The sequence below is a fragment of the Hyphobacterium sp. genome, from assembly GCF_043584775.1.
Taxonomy (GTDB): domain Bacteria; phylum Pseudomonadota; class Alphaproteobacteria; order Caulobacterales; family Maricaulaceae; genus Hyphobacterium.
This window is the reverse complement of record NZ_CP121327.1, coordinates 1,291,304-1,306,548: the sequence shown is the minus strand read 5'-3', so window position 1 is coordinate 1,306,548 and position 15,245 is coordinate 1,291,304. Positions and strand designations below refer to the sequence as shown.

The window sequence follows — 15,245 nt, the reverse complement described above, 5'->3', positions numbered from 1 at the left end:
CGTGGAGTTTGTTGCCTTGGGGGACGGCTTGCCGCGCATGCTGAATATCGCACTCATTGATGCCGACGGAAATCTGTCGCTGAAACCTGCAGACCTGGAGGTCTACCGGATTGCGGCGCAGACCGTTTCCGCAGATCGCCCCCTGGAACCCAACCGCCTCGATGCGATCATTGTTTGCGCGTCCGATATGGATGACGCGAGAAAACTGGCCGATTTGCATGCAGGTTCGGGAAAAACCCGACCACCAGTCATTCTCATTTCCGATAGTGAAACACCGCCTGTGGGATTTGATGGATGGCTGCGCCGGCCTGTATCAGCTGTGCAACTGGCAAATCGCATCCAATCCCTGCGTCGTCTTTGGGTCATGGAGGATGTGGCGCGCCGCCGCCGGGCCGCGGCTGAAGTCTTCGGTCATGCCGCCAACACGGATATGCTTTCCGAAAAGCGTCCAACCGTTCTGTTCGTGGGCGATGCGACCTCCCGTTTCATGGCGATTCACCATGCGTTGACGTCTGCCGGCACCGGCATGGTCGCCGCGTTCTCGTCTTTTTCGGCATTTGATTATCTGCATGAACGCCCGTTCGATGCCGTTATCTTGAACGCCATCAACAAGAAAGAGCTGGCCTTCACCATATCATCGGCCATGCGGCGCAATGCCCGCCTTTATCACACACCGGTTTTGCTGCTGACACCGTCCGGCCGCTATGAGTCGGCAGACGAAGCGTTCGCACGGGGGGTCTCGGATATTCTACCCGACAACGCCTCATCGGCGGAGATCGCGGCGCGGGTGTTGCGGCTGGCAGATGAGCGCCGGCGCCGCCGGGCGGCAAAGACTGTGCTGGAAAACTGCCGGGCGCGCTCCACAACGGATGCCGAATTGGGCCTTTACCGACCGAAACTGGCAATGGCGCATTTGCAGGATTTATTGAATACGGCGGTGCGGTCCAGAAAACCGACGGGGCTGGTACTGATTTCCATGGGCAAGCCCGAGGCGTCGGTGGGGCCAGACAAGTTAAGTGGCGCCAAGGTTCAGTTTGCTGCCATGTTACGACATTTGTTGCGCGCTGAGGATTTTCCGGCGCTGATTGCGCCCGATTTCTACGCGGCAATTCTACCCTATACTGGCAAGGAAGGCGCAACCTGCGTCGCGGAGCGCATTGCGGCGGTGGCCGATTGCACGGCGTTTGATGGCGATGATCCGCTCTACCCCTTCCGCCTGAACGTCCACTGCGTTGCCCTGGAAGCTTCGGGAGAAGAAACGGCCGAAGCCCTTGTTGAACGCGCCACACGCCTTCTGGACAAGGCACGGATGGAAGCGGTCTAGCTTCGCCGTGCGAGATCCGCGAGCCTTGCCAGCGCGCGTTCCATACCCTTCAGCCGTTGTCGCGGCTCCGGCCAGTCGCCCGCGATAAACAGTTTCTGGTCAGGACGCACGCGGAATTCATGCGGGTTTTCCGTGATCAGTTTGACGAGGCCTGCCGGGTCGGCAAACTCGCCATTGCGGAACTGGATCGTCGCGCCTTTCGGACCGGCATCGATTTTCTGCACACCCGCAATCTTGCAGAGCGTCTTGACCTGCATGACATGCATCAGCTGCTCGACTTCTTCCGGCAAGGGCCCAAAACGGTCGATAAGCTCAGCGGCAAAGGCCTCGCGTTCGGCCTTGTTGGCGAGGTTCGACACACGGCGATAGAGCTGCAATCGCAAGTCCAGATCGGTCACATAGCTTTCCGGGATCAGAACCGCTGCGCCCGCATTGATGGCCGGTGACCAATCGCGATCATCCTCTTCACGATCATTCTGAAGCGAGGCGACCGCTTCCTCCAGCATGGACTGATAGAGCTCGACGCCGACATCGCGGATATGTCCGGATTGCTCTTCACCCAGCAAATTTCCGCCACCGCGTATGTCGAGATCATGGCTTGCCAGCGAGAAGCCGGCACCAAGCGTATCAAGCGAATGAAGCACCTGCAGGCGGCGTTCCGCCTGGTCTGTAATCTTCTGGTTGGGAGAGGTTGTCAGATGGGCATAGGCTCGGGTCTTCGAGCGTCCGACCCGGCCGCGGAGCTGGTAAAGCTGCGCCAGGCCAAACCGGTCTGCACGATAGATAATCAGCGTATTGGCGGTAGGAACATCCAGCCCGGATTCCACGATGGACGTCGAGACAAGCACATCATATCGTCCCTCATAGAAGGCGGTCATGATGTCTTCGAGGCGCGTCGGGGCCATTTGCCCATGGGCGACCACAAAGGACACTTCCGGAACCTGTTCGCGCAGATATTCCGCCATCGCATCGAGATCGGTTATCCGCGGCGCGACGAAATAGCTCAACCCGCCGCGGTATTTCTCACGAAGCAGCGCTTCACGAACGGTCACCGGATCAAAGGGCGAGACATAGGTTCGCACCGCCAACCGGTCGATGGGAGGCGTCGCAATGATCGACAGGTCACGGATGCCGGTTAATGCCAGTTGCAGCGTTCGGGGTATGGGCGTGGCCGTCAGCGTCAGCACATGAACATCGGTTCGCAGTGCCTTGAGCCTTTCCTTGTGCTTCACACCGAAATGCTGCTCTTCATCGACGATCAGAAGGCCAAGATCCGAAAATTTCACGGAGTCTGACAGCAAGGCATGGGTCCCGACGACGATCTCGGCCTTGCCCTCCTGCAATTCCTTTTTGGTCAGCGCCGCTTCCTTGGCCGACACAAGGCGCGACAAGTGACGCACCTTGACCGGCCAGTTGCGGAAACGCTCGGAGAATGTCTTGAAATGCTGACGGGCCAGCAAGGTGGTGGGAGCAACGACCGCGACCTGTCGGCCTTCCATTGCGGTGATGAAGGCCGCGCGCAGCGCCACTTCGGTCTTGCCGAAACCGACATCTCCGCAAATCAGCCGGTCCATTGGACGTCCGCTGGCAAGGTCGCCGAAAATGTCCTCGATCGCTGAAAGCTGGTCGTCCGTCTCGACATAGGGGAAGGCAGCGCTGAACTCGTCATAGGTGCCGCTGGGCGGCGTTATCACATCCGCCTTGCGGGCATTGCGCTGTGCCGCGATCCGGATGAGCTCCTCGGCCATATCACGCAGGCGCTTCTTGGCCTTGGCCTTGCGCGCTTGCCAGGCCACGCCGCCGAGTTTGTCGAGCTGAATGCCATCGCTTTCATTGCCATAGCGCGAAAGCAGTTCAATATTTTCAACCGGCAGGAACAGCTTCGAACCGCCGGAATATTCGATCTCCAGACAATCATGCGGCGCTTCATGAACGTCCAGCGTCTTCAGACCGAGATACCGTCCCAATCCATGATCGCTGTGGACCACGAGATCGCCAACACCGAGTGAGCCCGCCTCCAGGATGACTTCAGCGCCCTTCTTCCGGCGCGGCCTCGCCAGGCGGTCGCCCAGAACATCCTGTTCGGAAAGTACGACCAGATCGGTGGTCTCGAAACCATGTTCGAGCGGAAGAACCGTTCTCAGCGCCGTATTGGCTGACGCTTTTTGAATATCCGGCCAGCTATTGGCCGGAACCGGGTCTTTCAGACCATGATCGGCGAGCACACTGCCCATCCGGTCCGACGCCCCTTCCGTCCATGAAGCAATCACAACCCGTTTGCCGAACGAAAGCTGGGACTGGATATACTTGGCGGTGACATCAAAAATATTGACGCCTTCAGCGGCGCGCTCGGCGGCAAAGCTGCGACCTTGCCGGCCGCCAGCATCAATCGCATCCGGCTCGTTGAAAGGCGTAAAGCGGCGAACGTCCAGACCGGACAGGGCCGCGTCAAAATTATCCGACGTCAGGTATAGCACTGCGGGCGGAAGCGCGCGATAGGTCGGGGCCTTGATCCCGCCCTTCACCGTTCCGGCAGCGGTCTTGCGGGCATCGTAATAATCGGACACCAGCTCGTCGCGCTGGGCGAGCGCGTCCGATGCCTGATGATCCACCGCAATCAGGGCGTCCGGCCCGAGATAGTCAAAAGGGGTTTCCAGTGTTTCGTGAAAGAGCGGCAGCCAGTGTTCGATCCCCTGCGGCCTGTGTCCTGCACTGACACCCTCATACACCGGATCGCCATCGGTTATGGCGCCGAACTCGCGAACATAACCAGAGCGGAAGCGCGATATGCTCGCCTCATCCAGAAACAGCTCGCTGACCGGGGAAAAGGTAATGACTTTCAGCTGCCTGGTGGAGCGCTGCGTTTCAGGGTCAAAAGAACGGACCGATTCCAGCGTATCGCCAAACATGTCCAGCCGGACGGGTTCCTCTCGCCCCGGCGGGAAAGCATCCACCACGCCTCCGCGAATAGCGAAATCACCCGGCTCGCGAACCGTCGTCGTCCGCGCATAGCCATTCGCGGTGAGGTAGGCTTTCAATCCCTCCAGATCGATGATCTCTCCGGGTTTCGCCTGAAAACCGCGCGCCGCCATGGTTTCGCGGGGCGCGCATTTCTGTGTCACCGCATTGATCGTCGCGATGATCAGCAGCGGCGATTTTTCATCGCGCGGCCGTGTCGCCAGCCAGGCCAGCGTTGCAGACCGGCGCGCCGCCACACGCGGGCTGGGCGAAACCCGGTCATAGGGCTGGCAATCCCACGACGGCAGACGCAAAGCAGGTATTTTGGGCGCGAAGAATTGCCAGGCAGATTCGAAGGCTGCAGCGCGGGAGTCATCCCGCGCAATAAAGAGCGCGGTGCCCCCTCTTTTTGCAAGAGCCTGCGCCAGGATCAGCGCGTCGTAGCCTTCCGGCGCGCCGCCAACGGTCAACCCGCCGGGCGACAAGGCAATGGGCTCAATCCACTCCATGGTCAGGGTTTGACAACCGCAACAGCCGACGCCGCCAGAGAATCAAACACCGGACCGCGGAATTCATCCGGTACCGGCTCGCGCCCGACAATCCATGCGTAGAGATCCTGATCGGGTGTCTCGATCAGGGCTTCAAATTCATCCAGAGCTGCTTCGCTCATGCTCGGCAAATTCTTGCGGGCATAACCACCAATCACCAGATCGGCTTCCTTGAAGCCCCGGTGTTCAGCGCGGAAAAGCAAGCGGCGGCGGCGTGTTTCAACATTTTCTGACATGGGACGGCCATATAGGCTGACCCGGCGCTGGCGTGAAGGCGTAACCTGTCGCAATCTGCACCTCATGCGTCCCGAGATTCTCTTTCCCCTCTTCAAGGAGGTAACCACCCTGCCCGGCATCGGTCCCCGATTGGCTGCGCTGGTGGAGAAAGTGGCCGGCGACCGCGTACGGGATCTTGTGTTGTTCCGGCCCAGCTCGGTCATCGATCGTAGCCTGCGTCCGACGATTGCAGAAGCTCCCGAGGGACAGATCGTCACCATCAGGTGCGAGGTCGAGGGGCATATCGAGCCACCGAAAAACCGCTTTACGCCCTACAAGGTGCGAATGAGCGACGAGACGGGGTTTCTACACCTCGTCTATTTCAAACCGCGTATTGATTATCTCAAACGTCTGCTGCCAGAAGGCGAAACCCGTATCGTCTCCGGAAAAGTGGAAACCTTCGGCAGCGAAAAACAGATCACCCACCCCGACCTCGTTCTAACTGAAAGTGAAGCAGAAGAACTGGGTGGCCTGGAGACGGTTTATCCTCTGACACAGGGACTGAGCCTGAAAGTCCTGCGCAAGGCAATCCGCGCGGCGATGCAAGGCCTGCCACATCTGCCGGAATGGCATGACGGCTCGGTTTTGCACGACCGCAGCTGGCCGGATTGGAATCAGGCGCTGCAAAGCCTGCATTATCCTGAAAGCCTTCCGGAAACGGACCCTAGTCATCCCGCGCGGCAGCGTCTGGCATTTGATGAATTGTTCGCGCGCCAACTGGCCTTGCAGATCGTGGCTCAAAGACGCCGGCGCCGGGCCGGTCAGCCTGTCACCGGTAACAATTCCAGCATTGACAAGGTGCTCGCGGCCGCCCCCTTTACCCCAACCAATGCGCAAATGCGGTCCTTCGACGAAATTTCCGGAGATATGGCCTCCGACCGCCGCATGATGCGCCTGCTGCATGGTGATGTGGGCTCTGGAAAGACTTTTGTGGCCGCTCTCGCCGCCGCGCGCGCCCACGAGGCGGGCTTGCAGACCGCCATCATGGCGCCGACCGAAATTCTTGCCCGCCAGCTGGCGCGGAATATGGAGATTTTTCTCAAGCCGGCAGGCATGCAGGTCGAGGTTTTGACCGGCAGGGATAAAGGCAAAAAGCGCGGCGAGATTCTCGAACAGCTGGCAGCTGGAGAAATCAATGTCATTTGCGGCACGCATGCCCTGTTCCAGGAAGGCGTGGAATTTGAGAAGCTCGGCCTGGTCGTCATTGACGAACAACACCGGTTTGGTGTGTCCGACCGGCTGAAACTGTCATCAAAGGGGCGGCGCCCGGAATTACTGGTCATGACGGCAACCCCTATACCACGAACCCTGTCCCTGTCGGTTTATGGTCACATGAATATGTCGCGACTCGACGAGAAGCCGGCGGGTCGCAAGCCGCCCGACACGCGTACGATTTCAATGGACCGCATAGACAGCGTTATTGATGGCGTCGGCCGCGCGATCGAACGCAATGAGCGGGTCTATTGGGTCTGCCCACTCGTCGAGGAATCCGACCTGTCCGATTTGTCAGCGGCCGAAGACCGGTATCGGCAACTCGCTGCCATTTATGGGGAAGATCGCGTGGGTCTCGTGCATGGCCGGATGAATGCGAAAGACAAGGACGCTGAAGCGGTACGATTCCGAAATGGCGAGATCGACATTCTGGTCGCGACAACTGTCATCGAGGTCGGGATCGATGCGCCCGATGCCACCATCATGATCATCGAACACGCCGAACGTTTCGGTCTCGCCCAGTTGCATCAGCTCCGCGGCCGCGTCGGGCGTTCCGACAAGGCCTCGACCTGCCTGCTGCTTTATCAGGCACCGCTGGGCGAGATCGCCCGGAAACGCCTCGATATCATGAAACAGACCGATGACGGTTTTCTGATTGCCGAGGAAGACTGGAAACTTCGCGGGGCCGGCGACCCGCTCGGTGTGCGCCAGAGCGGCCTGCCGGACTACCGGCTGGTCGACATCGAGGCCCATCTCGACCTGATCCCGCTCGCCAATGAGGCGGCGAAAAAAGCCGTCTATGAAGACCCGGATTTCAAGGGTGAATACGCCGAGGCCCGCCGGATATTGCTGTATCTCTTTGAACAGGACGACGGCATTCGTCTGATTGAATCTGGCTAGTCGCTCTTTTTCAACTTGGCCGCCTTTTTCTTGATGTGCTCCGGCACGTTCGCGCGCGCCAGGCCTTCAGGGGTCACCAGTCCGAATGATATGATCATCTTCGCGGCTTCTTCCACGGACATGTCCAGCGGGGTCACGCGCGAACGCGGCGTGTATAAAAGAAAACCCGATGTCGGATTGGGGGTTGTCGGCACGAAAATGCCGATCGAATCCTCGCCGACATCATCCTTGATTTCGCCCTGGGCGGCGGCCGTGACAAACCCGATCGCATAAGACCCCTTGGTCGGGAATTCCACGAGCACGACTTCCTGAAAAGATTGCTGCCGGCTGGAAAACACCGTCTCGGCGATCTGTTTGACGGCGCCATAAAGATTACGCACCAGCGGGACTGAATTCAGCAGGCTTTCACCCATGCTGATCAGCGTCCGTCCGAAGAAATTGGCGGCGAGCGCGCCCAGCAGAGTCAGCCCGACGACCGCGACAACAACGCCCAGTCCTGGCAACGCAAATGGCAAATAGGTTTCAGGATTATACTGCGCCGGGATAAGGGGCTTGATCACCCGATCAACGAAATTCACAAATGTATAGATAATCCAGATGGTTACCGTTACGGGCAGTGCCACGACGATCCCCGTCAGAAGACTATTTCTGAGCCAGCGAAACACGCTTGGTCTCCCTTGCAACAATTCCGGCTGTCAATCCGGTTGATTCTGAGCCGAACTCGGCAACACTACGCGTCTGGCGGATCAACGCCAACACGCAACGAGGTAACAGTCAGGCATGGCTAATCTGTGGCAATCCGTATCCCGCACCCGTATTGCGCTGTGGATGATCACAACGGCAATTGTCGGATTTCTGATACTGGTCGCTTTGGCGGCCTGGATTTTACGCGATCAGATCTACCAGTCACTTCTGGACCCCGGCGAACCTTATCAGACTTACGTCCTGCCGGATGCCCCCGACTACAATGAAGTCGGTTCCTGGTATGCCCGCCCGGCAGCGTTGGCAAACCAGCCGGCGGTGTTTTTCGTTCACGGCACCACCTATCCCGGCGGTTCGGACTGGAATGCGGCCATCGACGCCGAGGAGCCTGCCAGTCTGGTGATCGAAGAGCAGCTTCCGAATTTCGCAGCCCCCTTCTCGACGGTGGGCGCGATCTATGCGCCGAGATATCGTCAGGCGTCTCTCTACACCTTCATGAACCTCCGGGAAGATGGCGTAGCCGCTCGGCTGACGGCTACAACCGATGTGCGCGCGGCTTTTGCCGAGTTCATAAGATTAATCGGCGAGGACCGACCATTTATCATTGCCGGAATCGGTCAGGGCGGCCTGCATGGACTGGCGGTCCTGACAGAAGATGTTGCACCCAACCCGGCGCTCCGCCGTCGTCTCGTTGCCGCCTATATTCTGGAATATCCGCTCCCGCTGGATCTTTTGCAGGAACCGCTGGCAGATATTCCCGCATGCGAAGCCCCCGAGGCATTCCGGTGCGCCTACAGCTATGTCTCCGCCATATCAGAGAATGAAGACCGAATCCGCTATCTGACCGAGCGGACCATGACCTGGGCGCCCGGCGGATCACTCGAACGCGTCGATGGCCGAGGACTTTTGTGCATCAATCCCATTCTCGGCGCTCGCACCATCGATTACGCGCCAGCCCGGCTGCACCGCGGTGGCGCTCAGGCTTCCGGTTTTCGTGAAGGTACCAGTCCGGCCGCCCTACCCGCGCAGACCGGCGCACAATGTACCGATGGCGTATTGATGACCGAGCCACCGCGCTCGCGCACCCTGCATCGGCCGGGACGTTTGACAGAAAATTATCGCCTGCCGCCCTTCAATCTCTTTTATGAGGATTTGCGGGTCGACGCCGAGCAAAGGCTGGCAGCATTCCTGCCGGTTTTCGAAGCCGAAAATCAGATGGCACCGCCGCTGGAACAGCCGGAAGAGATCGAAGACGTGCCCTTCAGACCCATTCCGGACCGCTCGGACGATAATTAGTCGGCCGGATCCGAAAGTTTCTGCAATATACCGGTCGTGGATTTGCCTGCCACAAGCGGGATTAACCGGATTTCACCACCATAGGACTGCACGATCGACCCGCCGAGTGGCAGAAGGTCCTCAACCGAGTAATCAGCGCCTTTCAGATAAACATCCGGCCGCAAGGCCTCGATGAGATTTGCCGGAGTGTCCTCATCAAAGACGACGATCTGATCCACCGCAGCAAGCGCAGACAGAACACTCCCGCGCGCATCGGAATCATTCACCGGACGCCCCTCGCCTTTCAGTGCGCGCACAGACGCATCCGAATTCAGGCCAACAATCAATCGGTCACAATGGGCGCGAGCTTTCTCAAGGTAGCTGACATGCCCGGCATGCAGGATGTCAAAACAGCCATTGGTCAGTCCGACCTTCAGACCATGAGCCCGCCACCGCGCAACGGTTTCAACCAGTTGAGCCAGCGATTGCCCGCCGGATTTGGGGCGCCCCGCACCCGCGATCGAAAACAGGTCTTCGGGTGAAACCGTCGCGGTTCCTACCTTGGTGACAACCTCGCCCGAGGCATGGACTGCCGCTTCCATGGCGGTGCGCAGATCCGCCCCTGCCGCCAGAGCGATGGACAGCATGGATATGGCCGTATCGCCGGCCCCGGACACATCGTAAACCTGCCGAGGGCGCGCACGAACATGCGTGACGCCGTTCTGACCATAGAGGCTCATGCCTTTGGAGCCGCGCGTGACAATCAGATGATCGACATCATCAAGCCGCTGGTAGACTTGCGCCAGACCACGGGCCGTTGACTCGTCATCTACGGGATCGATGCCGCCCTCTTCGAACAATTCGAGCGCATTCGGCTTGATCAGGAACGCCCCGTTATAGCGCGAGAAATCCCGGCCGCGGGGATCGACGCAAACACGTTTTCCTGCGGCTCGGGCAAGGCGCATGAGTTCGTTACTGATGGCAGGAGACACGCCGCCGCGTCCATAATCCGACAGGATCACGATATCCGCAGCGTCCAGCTCACGCTCGATCTTCGCCAGAACAGATTTTGTGGTCGCCTCCGACAGACCGGATTTCGGATTGCGGTCGACGCAAAGCATTTGATGACCATTGGACACAAACCGCGTTTTGACGGGCGTCGGCCGGTCGGCATCGACAACAACAGCCTCCCCCGCTCCCTCCTGGCGAAGGCGCTCCACCACATCACGGCCTTCAGCATCATCACCCACGACGCTAACGAGGGTCGCTTCGGCGCCGAGTGCGCGGAGGTTCCGGATCACATTCCCCGCACCGCCGAGCATCAGCTCGACAGCATCTTCATCCAGCACCGGGACAGGCGCTTCGCGGGATACCCGATGGGTCGAGCCGTAAACGAAGCGGTCCAGCACGACATCGCCCACACAAAGGATGCGCAAATCCTTTGCCTGCTCCAGAATGCCGGAGAGTGTGGTGATATCCATAAAGACCTCGCGGTTCTAGCGCGCCGGATTACCAGCCCTTGGTGAGCTGATCATACTCAAGCAATCGCGAGACCATAGATTCAAATTGATCCAGCGGGACCATGTTGGGGCCATCAGATGGCGCATTATCCGGGTCGGGATGGGTTTCCATGAAGACAGCAGCGACACCAATCGAAACCGCAGCGCGCGCCAGAACCGGCACGAATTCGCGTTGACCGCCACTGGTTCCGCCCTGGCCGCCCGGCTGTTGCACCGAATGGGTCGCATCGAAGACGACCGGACAACCAATGTCGGCCAATACCGGTAGAGACCGCATGTCGGAGACCAGTGTATTATACCCGAAACTGACACCGCGCTCACAAGCCATGACATTGCCATTGCCTGCATCCGTCACTTTCGCGATGACGTTTTTCATGTCCCAGGGCGCCAGGAACTGACCCTTTTTGACATTGATCACCTTGCCGGTTTTGGCGGCCGCAATCAACAGGTCCGTCTGACGGCACAGGAAAGCCGGAATCTGCAGGACATCAACGGCTTGCGCGGCGATGGCACACTGTTCAGCGGTATGAACATCGGTCAGAACCGGCAATCCGGTGGTTTTCCGGATCTCCTCGAAAATCGGCAAAGCCGCTTCCAGTCCAATGCCGCGTGCGCTTGAAATACTGGTCCGGTTCGCCTTGTCAAAAGAGGTCTTGTAGACCAGCCCGATATCGAGGCGGTCCGCGATTTCCTTGAGCTGGCCGGAAACGTCCAGCGCATGATCGCGGCTCTCCAAAGCACACGGTCCGGCCAGCATGACCAGCTTCCTTGAATTGGAAATCTGAATGGGCGCAGCGTTGGGACGCGGCACTTCAATGATGGCATTGGGTTGGCTGGTTGCCATGTTTTGTCTTTCTGCAACTGCGATGCGGACACAACTGATCCGCTTTTCATCTGCTTACGTAGTTATGGAGGAAAAGAATAGAAGGCCGCTGAAGTTTTGTCCTCCAATTTGCCCGCCCCGATCATCCTCTGGTTCCGTCAGGATTTGCGCTTATCCGACAATCCCGTACTGGAGGAAGCGGTCAAGTCCGGACACCCCCTTATTCCGATCTATATTCTTGATGATGAAACGCCCGGAGACTGGAAACCGGGCGGTGCCAGCCGCTGGTGGCTGCATCACAGTCTGAAGGCACTTGCCGGCCAGCTTGAAGAGCTCGGATCACGTTTGATTCTTCGCAGTGGTCCTGCCGGACATGTTCTGGCCGACCTGGTCGAGAATACGGGCGCAGCGTATATCTTCTGGAACCGTTGCTATGAGCCCTTTCACTGCGAGCGGGACGCAAAAATAAAATCCACTTTCACGGACAACGGGCTGACCGTCCGCTCGTTCAATGCCAACCTGCTGGCAGAGCCCTGGACGGTGAGAAACAAGTCCGGCGATCCGTTCAAGGTGTTTTCGCCCTTCTGGCGCGCGGTCAGAGCGGAACTGGATCCCGGCAAGCCCCTGAAGACACCCGACTCGCTGAACGCCCCTCAATCCTGGCCTGATAGTGACAGGCTTGAGGAGTGGGAATTGCTGCCCACCAAACCGAATTGGGCGAAGGAATTCGAAGACATCTGGACACCGGGTGAAAACGGTGCCCGCGACCGCCTCGACCGATTCCTGGAAAATGGCGCGAAACACTATGCGGATGGCCGCGATCGGCCCGACAAGGCTTACACATCAGGCCTGTCCCCGCACTTGCATTTCGGTGAGATCAGTCCCCGGCAAATTCTTGCCGCGACAGATAGTGTCCGCGACAGCATCGGCGACCGGAATGCCGAGAAATTCTTCAGCGAAATCGGCTGGAGAGAATTCTCCTACAGCCTGCTATTCAACTTTCCGGATTTTCCGCACCAGAATTACCAGTCGAAGTTTGATCATTTTCCCTGGCGCGAGGACTCAGACGCCCTGTCCGCATGGCAGCGTGGCCAGACAGGATATCCGATCGTGGATGCCGGAATGCGCGAACTCTGGGCAACAGGCACTATGCACAATCGTGTCCGCATGATCGTCGCCTCCTTCCTGATCAAGCATCTGTTGATCGACTGGCGAGAGGGCGAAAAATGGTTCTGGGACACGTTGGTTGATGCCGATCTCGCGAACAATTCCGCGAGCTGGCAATGGGTCGCCGGTTCTGGAGCCGATGCCGCCCCCTATTTCCGGATATTCAATCCCATCACCCAGGGCGAAAAGTTTGACCCGAATGGCGACTACGTCCGGAAATGGATCCCCGAAATCGCACGACTGCCCGACAAATATCTGAACCAGCCCTGGGAAGCAGGTCCGCTGATCCTGAAAGAAGCCGGTGTCAAACTCGGCGATACCTACCCCGAACCGATTGTGGATCACAAAGCCGCTCGAGAGCGCGCGCTGGACGCATTCAAGAGCCTGAAGGAAACCGCATGAGCCCGATCATCACCCCGGATTTTGTCCAGCGAAAGAAAATCGCCGTTATCGGTGCCGGGATTGCCGGGCTGGGCGCGGCCTGGGCGCTGCGCAAGGTGCATGATGTCACCCTGTTCGAAAAACGCGACCGTCTGGGTGGGCACGCGAACACCGTCGATGTCGATTATGACGGACAGACAATCGCCGTCGATACGGGCTTCATCGTCTTCAATCCGCTCAACTACCCCAACATGATCGCCTTTTTTGAGAAGCTGGGAGTTAAATCGATTGAATCCGATATGAGCTTCAGCTTCGCGCTGGATGGCGATATTGAATGGTCGTCCAATGGGCTGGGCGGGCTCTTCGCGCAAAAGCGCAATGCCTTGCGCCCGTCATACCTCGGCATGCTGCGCGATGTGTTGCGATTCAATGCGGCCGCACCGAAAGATCTCGAATCCGGAAAGCTGAACGGGCTGGGTCTCGGACATTACCTTTCCCAACTCGGCCTCGGTGAGCGCTTTATACGGAATTATCTTCTGCCAATGGGCGCAGCCATCTGGTCAGCAAGCGAAGACGAAATGCGCGCCTATCCGGCCGATACCTTTGTCCGGTTTTTTCAAAACCACCGTTTGATGAATATGTCCCGCCCGCTCTGGCGCACGGTGAAAGGCGGCAGCCGGGAATACGTCAACAAAATTGCGGCGGATCTGGAGGGGCATATCCGCATGGCGGAACCGGCAACCCGCATCGAACGTCACGCACAGGGCGTCAGCATCCAGACCGGAAGCGGGAATGCCGAACATTTCGACGAAGTTATTCTCGCCTGCCATTCAAACCAGTCACTCGACCTCCTGTCGGATGCCGACACGACCGAGCGCGAATTATTGTCCGCGATCCCCTATTCACCCAATCGGGCTGTTCTGCATCGCGACCCCTCACTATGCCCGAAACGCGCCGGGGCTCGGGCCGCATGGAATTATTGCCGTGATGACGTAGATGGGCCTGCCTCGGTCACCTATGACATGAACCGCCTGCAGGGCATCGACCCCGCGAAGCCGCTTTTTGTGACGCTCAATCCGCACCGCGAGCCGGATCCGGCCCTCACCTTTGGTGAATTCCAGTATGACCACCCGCAATTCAATACAGCGGGTCTCGCCGCTCAGCGCATTTTCAACCAGGTCCAGGGCGTCCGGCACACCTGGTTTGCCGGCGCATGGCTCGGCTATGGCTTCCACGAAGATGGCCTGCGATCGGGATTGCGGGTCGCGCTTCGCCTGGGCGGACAAATTCCTTGGGCCTTTGCGGAGGGCGATGTCAGCGGTGGCAGCTGGGGCAAGCGTCCATTCTTCTCCGATCCGGCGCTTGCAGCGGCCGAATGATCGACCCCCTCCATATCTGGCGTGGATCGACGGCGCATAAACGCCTGAAGCCTTTCAAGCACGGATTCAGATATCCGGTGGCCATGATCGGAGTCGATCTCGACCGCCTGGATGAGGCGGGCCGGATTACGCGGCTATTCAACGTCAACCGGGCCGGACTCTTCAGCTTTCACGAAAAAGACTTCGGGGCCCGTGACAATTCCTGCCTGCGGGATTGGTCCAAACGGCAATTTGCCGATGCCGGTATTCCGAACGTGAAGCGTATCATCTTTATCTGCCAGCCGAGAATTCTGGGCTATCAATTCAACCCGATCTCCCTGCATTTCGGCTATGGCAGCGACGGCGTACTCCTCGGCATTATCTATGAGGTCCACAACACGTTCGGGGATTCTCATGCCTATGTCGCGCCAGTCAAAGGCAGCGCGGTTGAACAGCACACCGCAAAGAAATCATTGCATGTTTCGCCGTTTTTCGACGTTTCCGGTCAATACGAATTCGCCCTTCAGCCGCCGGATGAAAGCCTTGCTCTGGCCATCCGCAAAATCGCTGACCAGGGCGCGGATTTCAGGGCCTCGATGTCGCTTCGGCGCAAGGCCGCGAAAACCGGGTCATTTCTCGCATGGTTCTTCGGTTTCCCGTTTTCCACACTGGCGACGATCGCACTGATCCATTTCGAAGCGCTCCGCCTCTGGTTCAAGGGCGCCCGCTATCATTCTCGTCCCTCCCCGCCAGCCCGGCCCTCAACGCCGGTTCTGGAATCAAAGCCGCAAAAGCAGTAAG

The 15,245-nt window shown here is 58.7% G+C and carries 11 protein-coding genes; 6 read left to right on the top strand and 5 right to left on the bottom strand.

Annotated elements, in window-relative coordinates:
• Positions 1 to 37: 37 nt before the first annotated feature.
• A complete protein-coding gene (locus tag P0D52_RS06460) occupies positions 38 to 1,324 on the top strand; it encodes a hypothetical protein (RefSeq protein WP_394694600.1) in 1,287 nt (428 codons plus the stop codon).
• On the opposite strand, the gene mfd is transcribed toward P0D52_RS06460, so the two are convergent.
• Both mfd and P0D52_RS06450 read right to left on the bottom strand, forming a co-directional pair.
• Positions 1,321 to 4,791: a transcription-repair coupling factor gene (gene mfd, locus P0D52_RS06455; RefSeq protein ID WP_394694599.1), complete on the bottom strand. Its 3,471-nt coding sequence runs from the start codon at positions 4,789 to 4,791 to the stop codon at positions 1,321 to 1,323. The two genes, P0D52_RS06460 and mfd, sit on opposite strands and share 4 nt — an antisense overlap.
• Before the next feature lie 2 nt (positions 4,792 to 4,793).
• Positions 4,794 to 5,066 carry a succinate dehydrogenase assembly factor 2 gene (locus P0D52_RS06450; RefSeq protein WP_394694598.1) on the bottom strand — a complete coding sequence of 91 codons (273 nt, stop codon included), beginning with the start codon at positions 5,064 to 5,066 and terminating at the stop codon, positions 4,794 to 4,796.
• Between the two features lie 64 nt (positions 5,067 to 5,130).
• Here P0D52_RS06450 and recG point away from each other — a divergent pair, with 64 nt between their 5' ends.
• Positions 5,131 to 7,218: an ATP-dependent DNA helicase RecG gene (gene recG / locus P0D52_RS06445; RefSeq protein WP_394694597.1), complete on the top strand. Its 2,088-nt coding sequence runs from the start codon at positions 5,131 to 5,133 to the stop codon at positions 7,216 to 7,218.
• On the opposite strand, the gene P0D52_RS06440 is transcribed toward recG, so the two are convergent.
• Positions 7,215 to 7,883 (bottom strand): DUF502 domain-containing protein, encoded by a 669-nt coding sequence (locus tag P0D52_RS06440; protein WP_394694596.1) that lies wholly within the window; start codon positions 7,881 to 7,883, stop codon positions 7,215 to 7,217. The genes recG and P0D52_RS06440 overlap by 4 nt on opposite strands.
• Before the next feature lie 115 nt (positions 7,884 to 7,998).
• Here P0D52_RS06440 and P0D52_RS06435 point away from each other — a divergent pair, with 115 nt between their 5' ends.
• A complete protein-coding gene (locus tag P0D52_RS06435) occupies positions 7,999 to 9,216 on the top strand; it encodes a DUF3089 domain-containing protein (protein WP_394694595.1) in 1,218 nt (405 codons plus the stop codon).
• Here P0D52_RS06435 and rfaE2 read toward each other — a convergent pair.
• Entirely contained in the window at positions 9,213 to 10,676 is a 1,464-nt protein-coding gene (gene rfaE2 / locus P0D52_RS06430; RefSeq protein WP_394694594.1) for a D-glycero-beta-D-manno-heptose 1-phosphate adenylyltransferase, read from the bottom strand. The genes P0D52_RS06435 and rfaE2 overlap by 4 nt on opposite strands.
• A gap of 28 nt (positions 10,677 to 10,704) precedes the next feature.
• Positions 10,705 to 11,559 carry a 3-deoxy-8-phosphooctulonate synthase gene (gene kdsA / locus P0D52_RS06425; RefSeq protein ID WP_394694593.1) on the bottom strand — a complete coding sequence of 285 codons (855 nt, stop codon included), beginning with the start codon at positions 11,557 to 11,559 and terminating at the stop codon, positions 10,705 to 10,707.
• A gap of 96 nt (positions 11,560 to 11,655) precedes the next feature.
• Between kdsA and P0D52_RS06420 the strand changes: the two genes are divergently transcribed.
• From P0D52_RS06420 to P0D52_RS06410, 3 genes are read left to right on the top strand one after another with little or no spacing between them, the layout of a single operon-like run.
• On the top strand, positions 11,656 to 13,107 hold the full coding sequence (locus P0D52_RS06420; protein ID WP_394694592.1) for a cryptochrome/photolyase family protein: 1,452 nt from the start codon (positions 11,656 to 11,658) through the stop codon (positions 13,105 to 13,107).
• Complete coding sequence (locus P0D52_RS06415; RefSeq protein WP_394694591.1) at positions 13,104 to 14,465, top strand: NAD(P)/FAD-dependent oxidoreductase; 1,362 nt, start codon at positions 13,104 to 13,106, stop codon at positions 14,463 to 14,465. Before P0D52_RS06420 ends, P0D52_RS06415 begins: the two co-directional genes overlap by 4 nt.
• Positions 14,462 to 15,244, top strand: coding sequence for a DUF1365 domain-containing protein (locus P0D52_RS06410; protein WP_394694590.1), 783 nt, complete (start codon positions 14,462 to 14,464; stop codon positions 15,242 to 15,244). Before P0D52_RS06415 ends, P0D52_RS06410 begins: the two co-directional genes overlap by 4 nt.
• Position 15,245: the final 1 nt, after the last annotated feature.